This is a genomic window from Sphingomonas sp. CFBP9019 (assembly GCF_034045155.1).
GTDB classification, from domain to species: domain Bacteria; phylum Pseudomonadota; class Alphaproteobacteria; order Sphingomonadales; family Sphingomonadaceae; genus Sphingomonas; species Sphingomonas aerolata.
In genome coordinates, this window is record NZ_JAXCWK010000002.1 from 401417 (window position 1) to 421954 (window position 20538).

Here is a 20538-nt window from a genome sequence, read left to right on the forward strand (position 1 = left end):
ATTTGTCGGACAAAGCTTGCCCTTCCGCCTGATCGGGCTACCATGATGGCAATTCGTATAAGAACGGGAGCGGGTATGCGGTGGGCGTCGAGCGCGGGAATGGCTGCGTCAATAGTCGTAGCGTTGAGCACTCTGCCGGCTGCAGCGGCACCCGTTGCCCGTGGGGGCGAACGCCGCGTCGTCATCGATGCCGCCAAGGCCGCAGATCCGGTCGATCGATCCTTCGACCTGTCGATCGGCTCGGATTTCCCGGGCACGCTGATCCGCAGCGACAGCCAGGCGCAGCTCAAGACCGCGGTCGACGAGCTCGGCTTCCGCTACATCCGCTTCCACGACATCTTCCACGATGTCCTCGGCACGGTGCGCAAGACGGATGCGGGGATCGTCTATGACTGGACGAAGATCGACCAGCTCTATGATGCGCTGCTGGCGAAGAAGATCCGGCCTTTCGTCGAGCTCGGCTTCACGCCCAATGCGATGCGGACGTCGGAGCAGACGATCTTCTACTGGAAGGGCAATACCTCGCATCCCGATCCGGCTTTGTGGCGCGGGCTGATCGATGCCTATGTCCGCCATGTTCGGCAGCGTTATGGCGCCGACGAGGTTCGCCGCTGGTATTTCGAGGTCTGGAACGAGCCCAATCTCGACGGGTTCTGGGAAAAGGCCGATCAGAAAGCCTATTTCGATCTCTATGCGGACACCGCGCGGACGATCAAGGCGATCGATCCGGCGTTGCGGGTCGGCGGGCCATCGACCGCGGGCGCGGCCTGGGTGCCCGAGCTGCTCGCCTTTACAAAGCGGAACGCCGTGCCGATCGATTTCGTGACGACACACACCTATGGCGTCGAGGGCGGATTCCTCGACGAGGAGGGCAAGCAGGACACCAAGCTGTCGGCGTCGCCCGACGCGGTGGTCGGCGACGTGCGCCGCGTTCGCGAGCAGATCGAGGCGTCGGCCTATCCGGGGCTGCCGCTCTACTTCACCGAATGGAGCACGAGCTACACGCCGCGCGACTTCGTCCACGACAGCTATATCAGCGCGCCGTACATCCTGACCAAGCTGAAGCAGTCGCGGGCCTATGCGCAGGGTATGAGCTACTGGACCTATACCGACCTGTTCGAGGAGCCGGGGCCGCCCCCGACGCCCTTTCATGGCGGGTTCGGGTTGATGAACCGCGAAGGTATCCGCAAGCCGGCCTGGTTCGCGTATAAATATCTGAACGCGTTGAAGGGCCGCGCGATACCCGTGGCGGATGACACGGTGCTCGCCGCCGCCGATGGTCAGCGGATCGCGGCCGTGGTCTGGGACTGGCAACAGCCGGTCCAGACGCTGAGCAACAAGCCCTTCTACACCCGGCAGGTGCCCGCGGTCGCGGCCCGGCCGATCGCGCTGACCTTCGATCACGTGCCCGCGGGGACGTACCGGCTGACCATCCGCCGGACCGGTTATCGCCGGAACGACCCGCTCTCGCTCTATATCGACATGGGCATGCCCGCGTCGCTCGATGCCGCGCAGCGCAAGGGGCTCGAGCAGGCCACGCAGGACCTGCCCGAACAGGCGCGGACTGTCCGGGTCGGTCGCAGCGGATCGACGCGCGTCACGGTACCGATGCGCAGCAACGACATCGCGCTCGTCACGCTGGAACCCGCAGGCACCGCGGGCATCGAACAATAATCGGGCAAAAGGGGAGAAGACATGGCGGGATTTAGCAAGCGCGACGTGCTGGCCGCACCGCTGCTCGGCGCCTTGGGGGTCGGCGCGGCGCGGCTGGGGGCTGCGGCGGCTCCGGCAGGCGCAGCACGCGGCGGCCCGGCAATCCCCGCGGGACGCTTCGATGCGTCGGTGGCCTCGCTCAAGACCTATCAGACGCCCGACTGGTTTCGTGACGCGAAGTTCGGGATCTGGGCGCATTGGGGCCCGCAGGCGGTACCGCGTCAGGGCGACTGGTACGCCCGCTTCATGTATGTCCCCGGCCACCCGCATTACGAGCATCATCTCAAGACCTACGGCCATCCGTCGGAGCACGGCTATAAGGACCTGCTTCCGTTATGGACCGCGGACCGGTTCGATCCGGACGCGCTGATGGACAAATATGCCGCCGCGGGCGCCAAATACTTCGTCTCGATGGCGGTGCATCACGACAATTTCGACCTCTGGCGTTCCAAGCATCAGCGGTGGAACGCGGTGGCGATGGGGCCGAAGCGCGACGTCGTGGGGGAATGGAAGGCCGCGGCCACGCGGCGCGGGCTGCGCTTCGGCGTGTCCGAGCATCTCGCTGCGAGCTATACCTGGTGGTATCCGAACCAGATGTACGATCAGTTCTGGCCGAAGCTCGGGCAGGACTATGACGGTGTCGATCCCGCCAACGCGGATCTCTATCACGGCAATCGCGACGAACCCTACCGCAACACGCCGGCCTCCTGGTACACCACGAACGCCGCCTATCAGCGGCACTGGTTCGACCGGATCGTCGACCTGGTCGACAGCTATCAGCCCGACCTGCTCTATTCGGATGGCGGGCTGCCGTTCGGGGCCGTAGGCCGCGCCCTTGTCGCGCATCTCTACAATGGCAGCATCGCGCGGCGCGGCCGGCTCGAAGCGGTCTATACCTGCAAGAATTCGGGGTCGGGGGAGTTCCACCGCGAGGCGTCGGTCGAGGATGTCGAGCGCGGGGTGCTCAAGGGCATCAATGCGCTGCCGTGGCAGACCGATACGTCGAATGGCGACTGGTTCTTCAACGACCGCCACCCCTACAAGACGACCAGCCAGATCGTGACGATGCTCGCCGATATCGTGAGCAAGAACGGCAACATGCTGCTCAACGTCGTGATGTATCCCGATGGCAGCCTGCCACCCGAGTCCGAGACGCTTCTGGCGGAACTGGCGCCGTGGATGGCGGTCAACGCGCCGGCGATCCACGGCACGCGGCCCTGGAAGATCTTTGGCGAGGGGCCGACCGAAACCGCCGCGGGCATGTTCTCGGAAAAAGCGGATTACACGCCGCGCGATATCCGGTTCACGACCAAGAAGGACCAGCTGTTCGCGATCACGCTCGGCGAGCCTGCCGGGACCGTGGCGATCACCGCGCTGGCGCTTGGCAACCCGCACGAGCCGCGCGCGGTGCGGGCGGTCCGCCTGCTCGGCCATCGCGGGCCGATCCGCTTTCGTCAGACCGGGCAGGCGCTGGTGATCGACGTGCCCGCGACGCTCCCGACCCGCCACGCCAGCGCGTTCCGGATCGACTTTGCCTGAGCGTCAGGTCCCCGCGTCACCGATCCACCCATTCGCCAGCTTGGCGCAGTACCGGCGCCCCCCGACGGGGGGCATCGCTTCGATAAGGACGACCATCTCCATGTTACGTCGCCGCGCGCAATCCATTGCCCTGATGTTGACCCTTGCAACGGCCGCGCCGGCGCTGCTCGCGGCTCCTGCGGGCGCGCAGAGCGCCGCCGGCCATCCCGGCTGGCCCGGCAAGGGGCAGCTGTTCGTCGGCACCTGTTATCAGCCCGTCGACCGCAGCCCGGCGCAGATCACCAGCGATATCGCGGTGATGAAAGCGGCCGGGTTCAACATGGTCCGGATGGGGGATCTGGCCTGGGACTATTTCGAACCCGAAGAGGGGCGGTTCACCTTCGAGCGCTTCGACGATGTGCTGCGTCAGATGCAGGCGGCGGGCATCCGGGTCATCGTCGACATTCCGGGCCAGCCGGCACCGATCTGGCTGCACAAGCGCTATCCGGGCGTCGACATCGTCACGCAGGACGGGGTGCGGGTCAACGCCGCCTCGCGCTACTGGGACAATATCAGCGACCCCGATTATCGCCGCCTCGCCGGTCGTCTCGCCGAGCGGATGATGCAGCGTTATGCCAAGCATCCCGCGGTGATCGCGCTGGGCTATGACAATGAGATCGGCAATGGCCAGATGTCCTATTCGGCGGCGGACCGGGATCGGTTCGTCGTCTGGCTGAAGCAGAAATACGGGACGGTCGACGCGCTCAACACCGCATGGGCGACGCAGCGCTGGTCCCGCCGGATCGGCGACTGGGATCAGGTCGACCTTCCCTATGGCCGGGGTCCGGGGCCCAATGAGCGCTATCTCGACCTGCGCCGCTTCTGGTCGGACGACACGATCGGCGCGCTGAAGGACCTCGAATCCATCCGCAAGCGCTTTGCCCCGAACCTGCCTGTCGCGTCGAACTTCTGGCCGACGGCAGGGACCAAGGGGTTCGATTATCTCCGGTCCTGGGAAGATGTCTCGACCTATGGCGCGCAGGGATTTTATCCCGGCGACCCGCTCGGTGCGGGGTTCGAGGTCATGATGAACCGGGCCGGGCACCAGACGCCGGTCTGGTTCAACGAGTTCACTGCCGGAGGCGGCGGCTATTACGGCACGCCCGGGCGGTCGCGGATGTGGGCGTATTTCGGGCTGCTGCATTACGCGCAGACGGTCCTCGCCTGGACCTTCAATTCGCATCTCGGCGGAGAGGAGCAGGCCTTGTTCGGGCTGGTCGACCATGACGACCGGCCGTCGTGGAAGGTGGGCGAATTCGCGAAGATCGCACGCGAGTTCCGCCAGCTCCAGACGATGGGTTTCCCCCGCTACGACCCGCCGCAGGTCGCGGTGCATTATTCGTTCGACACGATGTGGCTGACCAGCCCGCCGCCCGGGCCGAACACCACGCCCGAATATTTCAAGACCGACTACACGACGGCGGTGAAGGCGGCGTTTGCACCGCTCTACCGCGACAATATCGATGCGGCGGTGATCGACATCGGCCACGACCCGATCGACGCCTATAAGCTCGTCATCGTGTCGAGCGCGTATCTGGTCGATACGAAGATCGCGGCGGCGCTTCGCGGTTACGTCGAGCGGGGCGGTACGGTGGTCACGACGGGCTATTCGGCGAAGGTGGACGCGACCGGGAAATGGTTCGGCACGCCGTTGCCGGGCGGCATGACCGACGTGTTCGGGCTGCGGACCAACGCCTTCTACCGATCCGAACAGCCGCTCCGCGTCCGCTTCGAGGGCCGCGAACTCAGCGGCACGGATCCCTATTACGAGGTGCTCGAGCCGAGCACGGCAAAGGTCCTCGCGCGGTTCGAGAACACGCCCGACAAGAGCCCGGCGATCACCGTCAACACATTCGGCAAGGGGCAGGCGATCTATCTCGCGACCGCGGCGCAACCGGGGTTAAGCGACCCGCTGATCCGGTCGCTTTACGCCCGGCTAAAGATCCGGACGGGACCGGCAACTCCCGAAGGGGTGGTCGCACGGACGGTCGAAGGGCGGACGCTCTACGTCAATACGACGCCCGGTGCGCTGAGCGTGGCGATGTCCGGCGCAAAGTCGGGTACGGCCCGCGACGTCTTGACGGGGCGGAAGCTGCCCGGCGCGCTCGACCTCGCGGGCTATGGCGTCGCCTTGGTCGAGTAAGGAGCGTCGCGCTGGGGGCTCGAGGCTGATGCTTCGAGCCCCAGCGCGACAACACTCGTCAGGCGGGCTGTCCATTGCCGCCGGTCGACCCGAAGATCTGCCCGGTCGAATAGCTGAGCGACGGATCAGCCGCCGCGACATAGAGCGCGGCGATTTCGGCCGGCTGGCCCGCACGCGCCATCGGCGAATCGCCGCCGAAACTGCGCAGCTTTTCAGGCGTCGCGCCGCCGCTGACCTGCAACGGGGTCCAGAACGGGCCCGGCGCGACCGCATTGACGCGGATACCGCGGCTCGCGACCTGCTTGGCCATGCTCTTGGTGAAGTTAAGCACCGCCGCGCGGGTGAGTGCATAATCGACGATGTCGGGCGACGGGTTGCCAGCCTGTTCCGACGAGGTGTTCACGATCACCGCGCCTGCACCCATCCGCTCGAGCGCGGCCTTGGTCAGCCAGAACGGCGCATAGACGTTGGTCTTCATCGTATCGTCGAAATCCTGGCTCGAGATATCGGCGATGCCCGGGCGGGTCTGCTGGCGCGCGGCATTGTTGACGAGGATGTCGAGCCCGCCAAGCTGTTCGGCGGCCTGCTGAACCAGCTTGCGGCAGAAGCGTTCGTCGCGCAGGTCGCCAGGAATCGCGACGGCCTTGCGTCCCTCGGCCCGGATCAGCGCGACGACTTCGCGCGCGTCAGGTTCTTCGGCCGGCAGGTAGTTGATCGCGACGTCCGCGCCCTCGCGTGCATAGGCGATCGCCGCAGCGCGCCCGATCCCGCTATCGCCGCCGGTGATCAGCGCTCGCTTGCCGGTCAGCTTTCCCGACCCCTTGTAGCTCGTCTCGCCATGATCGGGCCGCGGCGTCATCTTCGACGCGAGACCCGGCCAGGGCTGACGCTGGACGGGGTAGGGCGGCTTGGGATAGGCGGCAGCGGCCGGCGTCGGTGCGGCGGCGGGCTTGCCCCCACCCTGAGCCGCAGCGGCAACGGTGGTCGCGGCGAGCGCGCTCGCGGTGACGGCGGCGCCCGACACGAAGGTGCGGCGTGTTGGATCGGTCATGGTTCAGCTCCCGGGATGCGTGACATCCAAAGCGCCAAGTGACTGTGTCTGTTCCGGATCTTACCGAGATTGTTTCAGGGCGCGCACCGCGGTGCTTTGCGCAATCCCTAACTCGGTATCGCCGAGTGAAACACGCCGACGACCAGCAGGACAAGCACGAGCGAGACCGCGCTCGACAGTGCGACGAGGACGGCCGCGGCCTTGCGGTTCGTGTCGAGGAGGGTCGCGAACAGCGTGACGTTGCTCGCGATCGGAAACAGTGCGATCAGCCCGACGATGACGCGGTCGCGGGGTGCGAGGATGCCGATGAACGCGGCTTCGAGCGCAAGTGCGGTGGCGATCAAAACGAGCCCGCTGACCTGCCTGACGCCGAGGATCCGGGTCATCAGCCGGGGCCGCCAGTCGTCGCGGCCAGTCTCGGCGAGGTTGAGGCCGATGACCGCCATGCCGAGAACCGACACCAGTGTACCGGCGACCGACAGGATCGGCGACGCCGCCTCGGGCATCGTGACACCCGCCGCCTTCGCGATGATCGCGCCGACGATCACATAGACGACGGGCACGCGCAGCGCCTTGGTTGCGGCCTTGCGCGTACCCTCCTTGGTCCGCGCGATCAGGAAATAGCCGATCGTGTCGCCGTACAGCGCGCTGCCGATATAGGCGCAGATCACCGTCGAGACGCCGACCTCGCCGAAGAGCGCCTGGCTGACGGGCACGCCGAAGAATGCGACGTTGAAGAACGAGAAGGAGGCCGACAGCAATTTGGGATCGAAATCGTCGCCGAGCCGCTTGGCCAACCGGTGGGCAGGAATGCTCATCAGCGCCGCGACCGCGAACATCAGCGGGGGGATCACCAGCAACTGCTGCGTTTCCGCGCCGAGCACCTTGTCGATGACCAGCAACGGGATGAGGCCGAAGACGAGGATGGTCGAGAACAGCTTCGCCGCCCAGGGCACACGCGCCCCGACGCCCCAGGCGAGCAGGATCACGCCATAAAGCGGCAGCAGTGCCGCCGCGATGTTGCCGAGCGCGCTCATTGCTGGCGCAGGATATCGTCGATGGCGCGGCCCGCGCACTCGACATTGAACCAGACCGCGTTGGTGTCGCGCAACTCGCCGTTGAGCAACTGGCCGAGTGCGTAGATGCGTGGTGCGTCTCGGCTGGCCGATATGATCCGGCAGGTCGCGCGGTGTGCGATGGCACCACCGACCGGGTGTGGTTGCAGCCAGTCCTTGGCGAGCAGATCCTTGACGAGCGTTTCCTTCATCTCGGCGAGGGTGGTCGCCTGGCCGGTGGCGTTGACGACGACCGGCGTCTCGAGCGTGTCGCTCGTCGTGAACCGGACGATGAAGCCGGTGCCGGTCGGGTTGGCAATGGTTTCATCGACTCGTCCGCGGACGCTGAGCTGCCCGCGCGTCATCGCCTCGGCGAGGCGCCGCGCGTTCACCATCGGTGTGACGAAGCGCGCCCCGGCGAAATGCGGCGCCAGCCATTGCCCGAACCGTTTCTGGTCGGCGGGTCGCAACAGGTTCCAGATCGCGGTGGAATCATGGCGGGCGGCGGTCAATATGCGCTGGAACGGTTCGTCGCCGGCGTCAGCCGCGGCGATGTCGTGGAGCAGGGCGGCTTGGGCGTCGCCGTCGGCGCGATCCTCGGCCTGCCAGTCGATCGCGCGTCCTGCGGCAGTCTCGGCCTCGATGCGGAAGAGGCGGAACAGGTCCACGACCGAGAAAGCGGCGCCGCGTTCGCGGATATGCCGGTGGACGTTTTCCAGCGTGAGATGCTGACGGTCATACCCCGTCTCGGGTGCGGGAATTTCGACCCGCGGCAGCAGGCCTTCCTTCGAAATCAGATGGATATGTCCGCGGTGCCCTTCGTCGAGCAGCGTCATCACCGCGTCGATCGCGCTGAGACCGCTTCCGAGGATGACAACGGACTGATCGCTGTCGATCCCCCTGGTCATGCGGTCCGCGGGGTAGGGCGAATCGAAATAGCCGGGTTTGCCGTTCAGGGTGGCGAACCGGTCGGGATCGGGGGTGCCGATCGTCAGGAGAACGACGTCCGTCGCGATCGTCGATCCGTCCGAGAACGTGATGGTCGCCGCATCATGGTCGCCCTCGATGCTGACGGCTTCCTGATGGTGGATACGAACGTCGATCCTCGCGCGCCGGGCCTGGTCGAGCGCCTGGTCGAGGACCTCCTGCATATAGAGGCGATATTCCCGGCGCTCGGGATATTCGACGCCATCGGGGTCGAGCGGAGTCCCGGCTGCCGCGCGCCGCGCCTCGAGCCAGGTCCGGAAATGACCCGGCTCGCGGTCATAGAGCCCCATGAGACGGGATTCGGTATTCAGACGATGCCCCGGCTGTTCCGTGCCGAACGCCAGGCCGCGCGCAAGCTCGTCGTCCCGCTCGACCAGATGGATGACCCATCCGTCGCCCGGATCATAGCATAGTCGCGTGACGGCTTCGGCGAAGGCGGCGACGCCACAGGCCCCCATGCCGATAATAGTCAATGTTTTCGGCATGATATCCCATTCGCTGACGAACGGCGACAACGCGCGGGCGCTATATGGTGCCACGGCCGAGATGAAAATTTTGTCATGTCGGCGGCGCCTCGTTCCGGCGGTGGTTCGGTGGTTTTGTGGTGGTCACCAAGGCTGTTGCCGAGGGGATTGGTCGCGACATCGCCAAATTAATCCGCGGCGCTGGCAGCCTCATGGATATCGTTGATTGTGAGAGGGTTACACTCTTGTCATGTTCCGGGAGACATTATGAGGACGATCCTTGCCGCCGTCAGCGCATTGGGTTTGGCAGCTGGCGCGATGGCCCAGACCTCACCGCCGGTGCTAGGTCTGAAGACGCAGGCCGAGCCCTATGCGACCGCGTCCGTGGTCAACCACCCGAAGACGATCGGCTGGCCCGACGGGCGCAAACCCGTGGCGCCGCGGGGGTATGAGGTCATCAAGTTCGCGGGTGGTCTGGACTATCCGCGCCAAGCGCTGCTGCTGCCCAATGGCGACATGCTGGTCGCGGAGGCGCGCACGAAGCCCAAACTGGATGCCGAGCCCGACGTCGAGCGTGGCCAGGCGCTGTCGAAGACGACGGGCTTCAGCGCCAACCGTATCACCCTGTTGCGCGACGCGGACCGCGACGGAGTCGCGGAACAGCGTTTCGTGCTGATCGAGGGGCTCAATCAGCCGTTCGGGATGCAATATGCGAACGGGCGGCTTTACGTCGCCAATACCGACGGCGTCGTCAGCGTTCCGTTCTCGCCCGGCCAGACGCGGGTGACCGCAGCGCCGCAGCCGCTCGTGTCGCTGCCCGCGGGGGGCTACAACAATCATTGGACGCGCAACCTGTTGCTGAGCCCCGATGCGCGGACGCTGTACGTATCGGTCGGTTCCGCCTCGAATGTCGGCGAGCATGGCATGGACGAGGAGAAGCGACGAGCGGCCATCCTCGCGATCGATCTGCGTACCGGGCGCGAGCGTCTCTACGCGTCGGGGCTCCGAAACCCGGTCGGCATGGCCTGGGCGCCTGGTACGAACACTTTATGGGCTGCGGTCAACGAACGCGATCAGCTCGGCGACGATATCGCGCCCGACTATCTCGTCGGCGTTCGCGACGGCGGGTTCTATGGATGGCCTTACAGCTATTACGGCAAGCAGGATCCGCGTCACGCCAATACCAAGCGCGAGTTGCTGGCGACGACGTTGCTTCCCGATGTTGCCGTCGGGCCCCATGCCGCGGCGCTGGGCGTGGCGTTCGCCAAGGGAACGTCCGCCGCGCAACAGGTCGCCTATGTTGCGCGGCACGGATCGTGGAACCGGTCCGCGTTCATCGGCTATGACGTCCTCGCGGTCCCCTTTGCCAATGGCAGGCCGACCGCCGCGCCGCAGCCGTTCCTGACGGGGTTCGTTGCGAACGAGAAGACGGGCGAAGTCTATGGTCGACCGGTGAGCGTGCAGACGCGCGATGATGGCGCGATCTTCGTCGTCGACGATGCCGGGGATACCGTCTGGCTGGTGCGACGCACCGCGTGACCGCCAAGGCGCTGATCGTTCTGGCGGCGATGTGTGGGTGTTTCGACGCGTCCCGGGTGTCGGCGCAGACCGTGCCGTTCATCGATACCGAAGACGCGACGCTGTCGGAGGTCGATGTCGGCGACGGGACGGTCCATCCGATCGTCACGGTCGACGTCCGCAACGGCGATTATGCGCGCGGCGCCTATGACGACGATGATGCCGGCCTCGCCAGGGTCCCGGTCCATCTCTCGGTCGGTGGTGCCGCCGTGCTGACGCGCCGCGCGGACGGGCAGGGGACCTTGTTTCTGGTTGGGCAAAGTTCGAACGGCTTTCACGCACCGCGCGCCGACGAGCGGTCGCGCCCGCGCAGTTGGTATGAAAGCAACACGATCGTCGCTCTTGCATGGCGGCCTGTCGATGGGCTCTCCGCCGCGGCGGCCTATGCCATTAAGGCCAGCCCCAACGGGGTGGCGAACACGACTCACGAGGCCAGCCTGACGATCCTCTACACCGGCGATAACGCAGTGGGATTTCTCGCGCCGCGTTTCGCCGCGACGAAGCGGACCAAAGGCGAGGGGGGCTTCTACACGATCGCCGGCATCGCCCCCGCCTTTGCGCTGACACGCGCAAAAGACGGTCCGACGCTCACGATGCCGGTCTCGGCCGGCGTCGGCTGGCGGGGCTTCTATGCAGCGGACAGCGGCGACAGGGTATATGGCAGCGCCGGGGTGGCGGTCGCGCAGCCCGTCAAGATCGCTGGTGCGGCGGCATCGTTGCAGGGCGAAATCCTTGCCGTGGTCCGTGACCATCAGCTGGCCCGGCTCGACGCTCCCGGTGGCACGACCGCCGATGTCGTGCCCTTGGCGACCCTGTCGATCACCATGGCCTGGTGACTTCCGCGCGCAAGCGGTTGCAGCCTCCCATTTTGGCGGCGAGGCTCGGGCGCCCTGTTCACGGGTGAAGGCTCCGAGAGCGTCAGTGCATCATCATACGCGCAGCAAATTGGAATTCACAATTTGCGGTTAATGCACTTTAAACCGCTTGCAGTCGCAATTACGAAATGAATTTGCTGCATATGCCTCCTTGTCGAAAGACAGACACTTTTTTAATGAGGGGGATTCACATGCGCTACTGGCCAATCGGCAAGCCCATCAGGGGCTAAACAGTCAACAGCCTGTGCTCTTATATTCTTTAATTAACGCATCCTGCACGGCATAATGCAATGTGTTACTAGAGAAATAGTAAGGCGCACAGGAGTGATGACTGGCAAATATTGTCATGAATAAAATCATGAGCCAATTTGCGATATTGAATACCGTGAAGCCCGATAACGGCTGAACTCGAAAATGCCCGGCTTTCCAAGCCGGGCATTTTTTTGCCATCAAGACCTGGCCATGGCCTTTACCGGCATCTCAAAGGTGAAGGCCCGAGGAACAAGCCCAAGTACTTTTACAGCCTTTTGCATGGCTTCGTTATGCGTCGATATCGTGAAGTGGATTTCGGTGAACCAACCGTTCAGATGAGTTTTCCGAAATCGCGATAGCACGGCAGCAAAGGCTGCGGGAGCGGTAGGCGAACCCCAGGCAAACGTGATTGTGAGCGTTCGATCATCATGGTCCTCGCCCCAATTGATACCGCCAACGCACGTTCCGCTTTCGTCAAAAGCCAGAATTGCGGGATGATCCCATTTGCATGGGGGATATCTCAGCCAGCCATTCTGCTGATGATCAACACCCGCGGCGTAGGCCGCTCTCAGGCCTTCTTTGCTGTGTGCAAGTTTGGTAACATGCTCCAACCGTAAACTCATGTTACAGCTCTCCGCCTGTACTTGAGGATCTAGAGATCGCAGAACGGCGCACACGGGTGCTCATTGCCACTCGCAGCCGCCTACCTGGCTGGGAGCGGTTGTCGACCGATGGGTGCCGATACCAGGCCTTGTGCTTAGTTACTGGCGGCATCCATTCAGGCGCGTTCGCGATCTCGGGGTTTGTGCCTTTGGGCGCAGCATGGACCATCCCGCTTGCCCAAGTATCGATCAACGGCGCTGGTCGCGCCGCATGGATCCTTTCGTCGACCCGTCCGCGCCGTAGACTAAACAAAAACAGCCGCCAACCTCGAAAGGTTGACGGCTGCCTTCACACAGATGGGCGCTGGGACCAGCTGTGAAATGCGCTTAGGCGAATGCGATCTTCGCCTGGCGACGACGAACGCGCATCGATGCGCCGATGCCGCCGATACCGAACAGCATGATTGCCCAGGTGCCAGCCTCGGGAACTGCTGCCGTCGGCTCGAAGGTTGCGGTGCCGGCATAGGAGCCGTTGCCACGCGACATGCCGTTCACGACGATCTGGTTCGTCGCACCCGACGTGATCGCGATGTTGTTGATCTCGAAGAACTCGGCATTGCCGACGATGGTCTTCGTGGCTGCGAAGCCGTTGATGAACACCGACAGGATGTCGAGATCGGTCGAGCTCGTCAGACGCGTGGTGTTCGTGCTCAGCGTGCCGCTAGCCAGACCAGTCTGATCGATGATGAAGTTGAAGGTATCCGTGAACGAACCCGACGCGATGCCCGAACGACCGAAATCTGCCGAAACGGTACCGTCCGTGATATCACCGCTGACGGTGAACTCGGGGTTGCCCGGAACGAAATCGATTGCGTGAGCTGCAGGGGCCATCGCGAAAGCCGATGCGAATGCCATGGTCGAGAGTAGTAGACGCTTCATGATGGTTCCCTCTATTTGATACTTAACAAGCTGTTACCGACGGGCATGGCGATTCGCAAACCGATATAACGCTGAGATTTCCCCATGATCTCAATAATGTCCAAGTTTGGGACAATCGGCCTTCCTTCGTCGCAGACGGGGCCGGAAGGCACGTTCCGCTTCACGCGCCGCTAGGCCTTATGCCCTCCTGGGAACCGGCCCCAAGGAGGCCGGAAAGCGCGATTTCGGCGCATGGGCGCGCGCCGCTTCATAGGGATGGCATGGCCTCGCCGTGTCCCGGGGCGATACGGGTGGCCTATCAATGGTGCGGGCGATGGCATTCTCGGCGATCGTGCCGATGGCTTTGAAAATTAGGTAAAAGACGCTAGCTTTACCGCTGATAGTTCGTCGGGAGAAATACGTGATACGGGTAGAGGCGCGGCCGCAGCCAAGCGGGTCGTGGACTGACGTCGGTAGCGGCCTGGCGCGCTGGACAGCGCGGTGGTGGCCGCTTCTGATAGGATTGGCGTGCCTCATCCTGCCGACAGTGAGCCGGCTGGCGACCGTCAGCTGGTCCACCGAACAGGGCGCGCACGGGCCCATTATCTTCATTTCCGCGCTGTGGCTGATCTGGCGTGCGCGGCCGTGGGAGGTCAGCAAGCGCCAATCCTTCCTTCCTGTCGGCTTGCTGCTGGTCCCCGCGCTGCTGCTCTATTCCGTAGGGCGTATTACCAGCATCTTGGCGATCGAGGCCCTGTCCCTCTACACCGTGATCGTAGTATTATTATGGACTTATCTCGGTAAGGAGGCACTCAAGAGGCTGTGGTTCCCCTTGGTGTACCTGCTGTTCATCATCACGCCGCCGGAAAACTGGGTTTTCGTCGCTACGCGTCCCATCAAGGACTTGATTTCCGATGCTTCCGTAAACTTGCTGGCCGCATTCGGTCTCCCCATCGGGAGTACCGGAACGGTTATCCAGATTGGCGGATATCAGTTGCTGGTCGCAACGGCGTGCTCCGGGATAAACTCCCTGATCGGCATTTGTGCGTTGGGTGTTTTCTACGTCTATCTTCGGCATGGCAATGCACCACGCTACGCGATATTGCTGATATCGTTGATGATACCGCTTGCCATCGCGGCAAACTTTTTACGGATCATCATACTGGTTCTCATGACCTATTACATATCCGAGGAGGCCGCGCAGGGCTTGGCGCACGAGCTGGTTGGCATGGGCATGTTTATCCTGGCATTGCTTATGCTGCTGGGACTGGATGCGGTGCTGCATCCTATTGTTTCACGTTGGGGCCGAAAGTAACGACATGACCATCGCTCGATTTACCCGACGAGAAGCTGCCCTGGGTCTCGCCTTCGGCATAACCGCAGGCGTCACCTATGCTCGACGTCCTACCGAGCTCGTCGTTGCCATTCCTTCCGGAAACCTGAACGACGCCATTCCAAAGCAAGCAGCCCCTTGGGCGATGGTGCCGGATGTCAGCTTTGTTCTACCCCCCGAGGATGAAGCAAAAGCGGCAGCCGTCTATGAGAAGCAGCTGATGCGCAGTTACGGTGCCGATGGCGCTCCGCCCATCATGCTTCTGATCGCCTATGCGTATCGGCAGAGCGGCATGTTGATGGTGCATCGTCCTGAGTCCTGCTACCCCGGATCCGGTTTTACCATCACCGATATACGAGACGTGGATATTCCACTGGGCAAAGGCATCAGTGCACCAGGGCGCTTCCTAACGACAGTGCGCGATACCCGTACAGAGCAGGTTCTTTATTGGACTCGACTGGGGAATCGTTTCCCGGTGTCGTGGGATGATCAGCGGCGGTCCATCGCAATGCAGAACCTTGCCGGCCTTGTCCCCGATGGGGCGTTGATACGATTTTCGATCATCGATCCGGATGCCAAGGCGGCAGAGGCAACCATGATGGGCTTTGCGAAAACATTGTTCGAGTCCTGCGGCGCCTCTGGCCGCGCACTTCTCGCTGGCCCGATCAACGCCTAGGCGATGAGGGTCGCAAGCCACTGAATATATCGTCAAATCTCGCCGCGACCATGAATATGGTGGGAGCGGCAGCGCCCTCATTGTCACGTCACTTGCTCAGCGCGCACAGCAAATAGCACCACACCGTATCAACCGGCTTTTCATCCATCGATCGCCGCAGGTATAAAACGCGCAAGCCCCGCAAAAATCACGACGCTTAGCCAGTTCTATACGGTTCCCATCTCGTTTCCTTCTGCATTATGTCTAAGGTAATTGCTTATGTCAGCATCCTCCAGGTTCCTCATCACCAAGCGGCAAACACTGTCTGCCGCAGCCCTCGCACTCACGCTGGCGGCAGCGGCCTGTAATAAAGCCGGACCGAGCGGCCAGACGGTTGCTACGGTCAATGGCGAAGCCATCACGCAAAGCGAGCTCAATTTCGAGCTGGGGTTGAGCGGGGCCAACGCGCAAAACTCGAAAGACCTTCAGCCAAAGGCGTTGCAGGCCCTTATCGATCGAAAGCTGGTCATCCAGGCCGGCGAGCGCGATGGTCTATACAAGAAGCCGAACGCTGTTCTTGCTGTGGAGCGTGCCAAAAATATCGTGATGGCGAACCTTGCGCTGCAATCGGTCGCAGCAGGCGTGCCTCAACCGGTCACGACGCGCGACGTCGAGACGTATCTGGCGAAGCATCCCGAACTGAGTAGGGAGCGCCGGACACTGTCGGTGGAACAGATTCGTTTTCCAGCACCAAATAACCCGAGCCTGATCGCGGCTATGAAGCCGGCAAAGACACTGGCGGAATTGACAGCAGTTCTGGATAGCCGGGGCGTGAGCTATCAGCGGGCAACGGTGGAGCTCGACAGCGCAAGTCTGGATCGTAACGCACTCGGTCGATTGATGACGACGGTGAACGGTGAGCCTCTGGTTATTCTCGAAGGTGCAACGGCGATCGCCAATCATGTTATAAGCGTCCGTCCAGCCGAAGCGAGCTCCGCTGCTATCAATGAACTCGCCAAGCAGGGGATCGCACGTGATCGCATCCAGGCAGGCATCGTTCAGCATCAGGCGGCGCTGCGGAACGCGGCGAAGATCGAGTATGCCAAACCCCTCGATCCCAAGGCGAAGGCTTCTCAGTAATTCCGATTGAAGGCTCTTTCGATCGGCGCCCGTTGGCGCGGAGTGCGTCAGCCTCCGCTACAACGGGCAAGGACGTGCCGCTGACGTCCGCGACAGAGGGGACTCTGCGGATCTGACATGCCGCTGGGTGAAGTTTCGTCTGAGGGCGGCAGCGTCGCGGACGCATGCGGGCGCGGCCGCGATGATGCCGTGTCGACTCTATGTCAGGCAAGCGTCGCCGGCTTGGATAGGACCGGCAGATGTATCGCGGGTTGCACCGTTTGCCAGCGGACGTCCCGGTGCGATCAGGCCGTCGTTCACGCCGCCGCACCGACCCGCGGCGCGATCGTAATGCGTACCATGATGAACTTGTATCGCCCGAAGTCTGGTGAACTGACCGCTTTGCGGTTCGGTAAGGTCGCGCCGATGCAGACCAAGAGTGCCTCGCCGCCTTTGCGTGCGATCCTGCCTACGCGCTGGAAAGCAGCGAGTACTTATTCTCGGTGTGTAGCAAGCTGAGTTCAAGTACGGCGTTCACTCTGTCGAGCAGCGTCAGCCACCTGATAAGATCCGCGAATTAGCGCTGGGTGAAAGGGCCCTGAAGAGCCATCGGCGCCGTCATTCGGCGCTAAATTACCGGTTACCGCGCAATGTGGGTAGCAGGAGGTAAAGATGATTTAGATTATGGTCGGCAGAGCATGTCTCATGCCTGGCGCCAACATCTTCGGTATCATCACAGCAACCCTAAGGCGGCTGAAAACCGTCAGACAGGCTATTCCGATCCAAAAGTTATCCGGGATAAGAACTCAGAAGCCGTCGCTTGTCGCAAGAATGAATCTTTTCCAATCGATTCATCATAACGTAAAAAAACTGTAACAATTTTATCAATGCCATAGCATGCAAAAACAAAGGACGACCCACTATCAGATAGCGAGTCGTCCTTTATGTTCGACTTAACCCTTGAAAGGCTTGCCGTTCTGCCAATAACGCATAAAATTTCCTTTGAGTTAAATGGATTATGCTGCCGCCCCGCGGCAAGACCGTCCTGCCCGGTCGTGGTTAATATGGCAATCTACTAAAACCGAGTCGGGATCCAATATTCGTTGAACAGAGCGTTTTGGCCGACGAATCGGTGGAACTCCCGTTACTAGGGTGACGACTCGTTAATCAGTGTTACACCAGGCCCGTGGTGGCGAGGTCGATTGCGGAGAGGAAGGCCTTCGGGCATCGATCGTCGCGACTGACGACGCCGCGCCCGTCTCTAAAACGACCGAACATGGCCTCGATACGGCTCCGGCTTCGGCAGCGGCGCCGGTGATATCTCGGCCTGAAGGTCATAGGGCTTGGTCCAAGGCAAGGCCGCTCTTAGGCATCAGCAATGCGGCTAGCTACATTTCCGATCCGTGCCCTCACAGGCGTATTGATGCTCGTAACCGGGCTCAGCATCATCGAGTCCAATGAATGGTGGATCAGGATCTGGGACTTTCCCCGGGTCCAGATACTTGGCCTCCTGCTCTTGGGCGGAGGCTTGGCGCTGTGGCTGGATCGGCAGGCAGGACGATGGATCGCGTTGGGGTGCGCCGTTGCAGCCGGGTGGCAACTCTATCGCATCTATCCGTATACGCCGCTTGCGAAGACGGAGCTGGCCTTTGCGGATGATGCCTCAACTGCACAGAGCCGGTGTTTCGGCGTCCTTTCGCTGAACGTGTTGGAGTCCAATCGAGACTATGGGCGAACGGCGCGGCTGATCGACCGGGTTCGGCCCGATATCCTGCTATTGATGGAAACCGACCAGCGCTGGGCCGATGCATTGGCCAAGCAGCTTGCGCGCTATCCACACCGGCTCGAACAACCGATCGGCAATACCTACGGCATGATCTTCGCCACGCGGCTGCCGATGCACGATGGGCGGATCGAAACGATCGCCCAAAAGGATACGCCGTCGGTCCATGCCGAGCTGACGGCCGGTGATCGATTTCGCGTGATAGCACTTCACCCGCGCCCGCCCGTTCCCGGGCAGGATACCGAGGCACGCGACGCCGAGATCGCGATCGCGGCGAGTCGCGCCGCCCGTACGAAGTTGCCGGTATTGGCCATCGGCGACTTCAACGATGTCGCATGGTCCCACACCTCGCAGCTGTTCAAACGCGTCGGAGGCTATCTCGACGCTCGGATCGGTCGGGGCACGTTCGCGACCTTCCCCGCGCGCACGCCGCTGCTCGGTTGGCCGCTCGACCACATGTTCGTCACACCCGAGTTCAAGGTGCATAGCCTGGAGGTGCTGGAAGATGTGGGTTCAGACCATCTCCCGATACATTCGCGTCTTTGCCTGACCGGCCGGTCAGGCGCCAACAAGGCGCCTGATGCAGTGTCGAACGAAGACCGCAAGGACGTGAAGGAGGTCCTTGAGGAGTATCACGAGGACCGGCGCGAGCGGTAAGCCACGCTCACCGATTTGACGTACGTGATTGGGGCAGAGCGGTTGCAGTACGACCAACTCAAGACATTGGGATCTGACGAACGGCTTTGGCATCGCATGACAGGGTAGGGGGCACAGAGATGGTGCCGATCAATCGCCGAGCAACTCGCCCGTGCTTCGCGCTGCTTCACCAGCGGTCCCTTGTCCAGAATGGCGCAAACGGCACGGCGGTAATGCGCATGACGTACATGGGCTGACCGGGGTGCCAACTCCGTTTAACAGGGATCCGGCGACCAGATGGGAATGACGCTGTGATTGTCGGGTGACCGACGCCGACGAGATGGCATTGGAGAACCGGTTGGAACATGATGCCTGGTGGCAGACCTATCTGGATCAATGGACGGCGTTCCCGTTTCATGACCTGATCGCGGCTGTCGCAATCCTGAGCACGGCCCTTCTCCTGGGTATCGTTGCAGCGCGCCTTGCCTGTAGATACCTCCTGCCGGCCTTGGCGCCGCGCCACGCCGACGTGGTCGCGCCGCGCCTGATGGCGATTACGCGCGCCGGCGTGACGGCGCTGGTCCTGACGGCGTTTCTTGGCGTTCGGGGGCTCAACCCCGGCGCCGATCTTCTGCTTGCGGCGGGTCTCGGCATCGCGGTCGCGGCGCTGGCCTATCAGTTCGGCCGTGCGCTCGGTCTTCGAAGCCGACCGGCGTCGCTGATTGCCGCCGCCCTGTTTCTCATCGTGCTGGCAAGCCGACTGGGCGGCCTGACCCCGTTGATCGCGGGGCTGGATCGCGCGAGCATGGGGGTCGGCACCCGGCGCATTTCGCTGCTCGACATCGTCAACGCGGTCGGCTTGTCGCTGCTTCTGTTCCTCGCCGCGCGCGCGCTGCTCGGGCTGATCCTGCGCTGGATCGGACAGGCGCGGCTGCTCGACGCGGCGCAACGCGTGCTGTTCCAGAAACTCGCGCAGATTGCGGTCGTCACCGTCGCGATCTTCGTCGGTATCGATCTTCTGGGCATCGATCTCACGGCGCTGGCCGTGTTCTCCGGCGCGTTCGGGCTCGCGATTGGGTTCGGCTTGCAGAAAACGCTCGGCAATCTGATCGCCGGCCTCATCCTGCTGCTCGACCGATCGATCAAGCCCGGCGACGTCATCGCGGTCGGCGACACCTTCGGCTGGGTCAACAAGATCGGCGTTCGTGCGGTCTCGGTCCTGACCCGCGATGGCAAGGAGCATCTGATCCCGAACGAACGGCTGATGACCGACGAAGTCGAAAACTGGTCTTTCTCAAGCCGGGACGTCAGGGTTCATGTCGGATTTCGGGTGTCATTCGATTGCGATCTGCGACTGGCGCAAAGGCTCGCCGTCGAGGCCGCGTCCGTCTCGCCCCGTGTGCTGACCGAACCCGCCCCTGTCTGCTGGATCAAGGAATTCGGCGACAATGGGGTGGAATTCGACCTGCGGATCTGGATCGACAGCCCCGAGGCGGGGGTCGGGAACGTCACAAGCGACGTGTTCTTTGGCATTTGGGACCTGTTCAAGGAACACGGCGTCACCATCCCGGTGCCTCAGCGCGATCTCCGTTTTCATTCTCCATCGGGCGAGCAAACGCCCCCGGCCTAGGCCACCGCCGCAGTGATCAGGGCGCCCGTTCGATAAAGCGGGGCACTGCTCCGCGGCGTACGGCCCGGATCCTGCTCGGGATCCTCATGTCGATCCACCGTAAGCGATTGCAGACAGGCGCTATCGAGGGTTTGTATCCTCCCCAAATGCCAACCAATCAAGCGGA

The 20538-nt window shown here is 62.8% G+C and carries 15 protein-coding genes; 10 read left to right on the forward strand and 5 right to left on the reverse strand.

From position 1 onward, the window contains the following. The first annotated feature begins 123 nt into the window (after positions 1–123). The 3 genes from SOM18_RS05895 to SOM18_RS05905 all read left to right on the forward strand — a co-directional run bounded on the left by SOM18_RS05895 (position 124) and on the right by SOM18_RS05905 (position 5434). A complete protein-coding gene (locus SOM18_RS05895; protein WP_320481448.1) occupies positions 124–1674 on the forward strand; it encodes a GH39 family glycosyl hydrolase in 1551 nt (516 codons plus the stop codon). A 21-nt stretch (positions 1675–1695) separates the two neighbouring features. Further along, the gene (locus tag SOM18_RS05900) at positions 1696–3252 is read left to right on the forward strand and encodes an alpha-L-fucosidase (protein WP_031440644.1); all 1557 of its coding nucleotides are present in this window, start codon (positions 1696–1698) and stop codon (positions 3250–3252) included. A gap of 133 nt (positions 3253–3385) precedes the next feature. Next, positions 3386–5434 (forward strand): beta-galactosidase, encoded by a 2049-nt coding sequence (locus SOM18_RS05905; protein ID WP_320481449.1) that lies wholly within the window; start codon positions 3386–3388, stop codon positions 5432–5434. A gap of 58 nt (positions 5435–5492) precedes the next feature. Here SOM18_RS05905 and SOM18_RS05910 read toward each other — a convergent pair whose 3' ends face one another. The 3 genes from SOM18_RS05910 to SOM18_RS05920 all read right to left on the reverse strand — a co-directional run bounded on the left by SOM18_RS05910 (position 5493) and on the right by SOM18_RS05920 (position 9012). Next, positions 5493–6485, reverse strand: coding sequence for an SDR family oxidoreductase (locus SOM18_RS05910; RefSeq protein WP_245336836.1), 993 nt, complete (start codon positions 6483–6485; stop codon positions 5493–5495). Between the two features lie 107 nt (positions 6486–6592). Further along, positions 6593–7522, reverse strand: a complete 930-nt coding sequence (locus tag SOM18_RS05915) for a hypothetical protein (RefSeq protein WP_320481450.1) — start codon at positions 7520–7522, stop codon at positions 6593–6595. Continuing rightward, entirely contained in the window at positions 7519–9012 is a 1494-nt protein-coding gene (locus tag SOM18_RS05920; protein ID WP_152555325.1) for an FAD/NAD(P)-binding protein, read from the reverse strand. The genes SOM18_RS05915 and SOM18_RS05920 overlap by 4 nt, the downstream gene beginning before the upstream one ends. A 246-nt stretch (positions 9013–9258) precedes the next feature. On the opposite strand from SOM18_RS05920, the gene SOM18_RS05925 reads away from it, so the two are divergent. Then, the gene (locus SOM18_RS05925; protein ID WP_031438864.1) at positions 9259–10530 is read left to right on the forward strand and encodes a PQQ-dependent sugar dehydrogenase; all 1272 of its coding nucleotides are present in this window, start codon (positions 9259–9261) and stop codon (positions 10528–10530) included. Beyond that, entirely contained in the window at positions 10527–11405 is an 879-nt protein-coding gene (locus SOM18_RS05930; protein ID WP_051916353.1) for a hypothetical protein, read from the forward strand. Before SOM18_RS05925 ends, SOM18_RS05930 begins: the two co-directional genes overlap by 4 nt. Before the next feature lie 488 nt (positions 11406–11893). Here the strand turns inward: SOM18_RS05930 and SOM18_RS05935 are convergent, their stop codons facing one another. Continuing rightward, positions 11894–12319 (reverse strand): hypothetical protein, encoded by a 426-nt coding sequence (locus SOM18_RS05935; protein ID WP_128082073.1) that lies wholly within the window; start codon positions 12317–12319, stop codon positions 11894–11896. A gap of 366 nt (positions 12320–12685) precedes the next feature. Beyond that, complete coding sequence (locus tag SOM18_RS05940; protein WP_152555326.1) at positions 12686–13237, reverse strand: FxDxF family PEP-CTERM protein; 552 nt, start codon at positions 13235–13237, stop codon at positions 12686–12688. Between the two features lie 400 nt (positions 13238–13637). Between SOM18_RS05940 and xrtV the strand changes: the two genes are divergently transcribed. From xrtV to SOM18_RS05970, 5 genes are all read left to right on the forward strand, one after another. Then, the gene (gene xrtV, locus SOM18_RS05945) at positions 13638–14531 is read left to right on the forward strand and encodes an exosortase V (RefSeq protein WP_084215035.1); all 894 of its coding nucleotides are present in this window, start codon (positions 13638–13640) and stop codon (positions 14529–14531) included. A 4-nt stretch (positions 14532–14535) separates the two neighbouring features. Next, positions 14536–15225, forward strand: a complete 690-nt coding sequence (gene epsI, locus SOM18_RS05950; RefSeq protein WP_157840487.1) for an exosortase-associated protein EpsI, V-type — start codon at positions 14536–14538, stop codon at positions 15223–15225. A 258-nt stretch (positions 15226–15483) separates the two neighbouring features. Further along, positions 15484–16344 carry a hypothetical protein gene (locus tag SOM18_RS05955; protein ID WP_031438869.1) on the forward strand — a complete coding sequence of 287 codons (861 nt, stop codon included), beginning with the start codon at positions 15484–15486 and terminating at the stop codon, positions 16342–16344. Positions 16345–17746: 1402 nt separating this feature from the next. Then, positions 17747–18763 carry an endonuclease/exonuclease/phosphatase family protein gene (locus SOM18_RS05965; RefSeq protein ID WP_052380783.1) on the forward strand — a complete coding sequence of 339 codons (1017 nt, stop codon included), beginning with the start codon at positions 17747–17749 and terminating at the stop codon, positions 18761–18763. A gap of 301 nt (positions 18764–19064) precedes the next feature. Further along, the gene (locus tag SOM18_RS05970) at positions 19065–20372 is read left to right on the forward strand and encodes a mechanosensitive ion channel family protein (protein ID WP_152555327.1); all 1308 of its coding nucleotides are present in this window, start codon (positions 19065–19067) and stop codon (positions 20370–20372) included. Positions 20373–20538 lie beyond the last annotated feature (166 nt).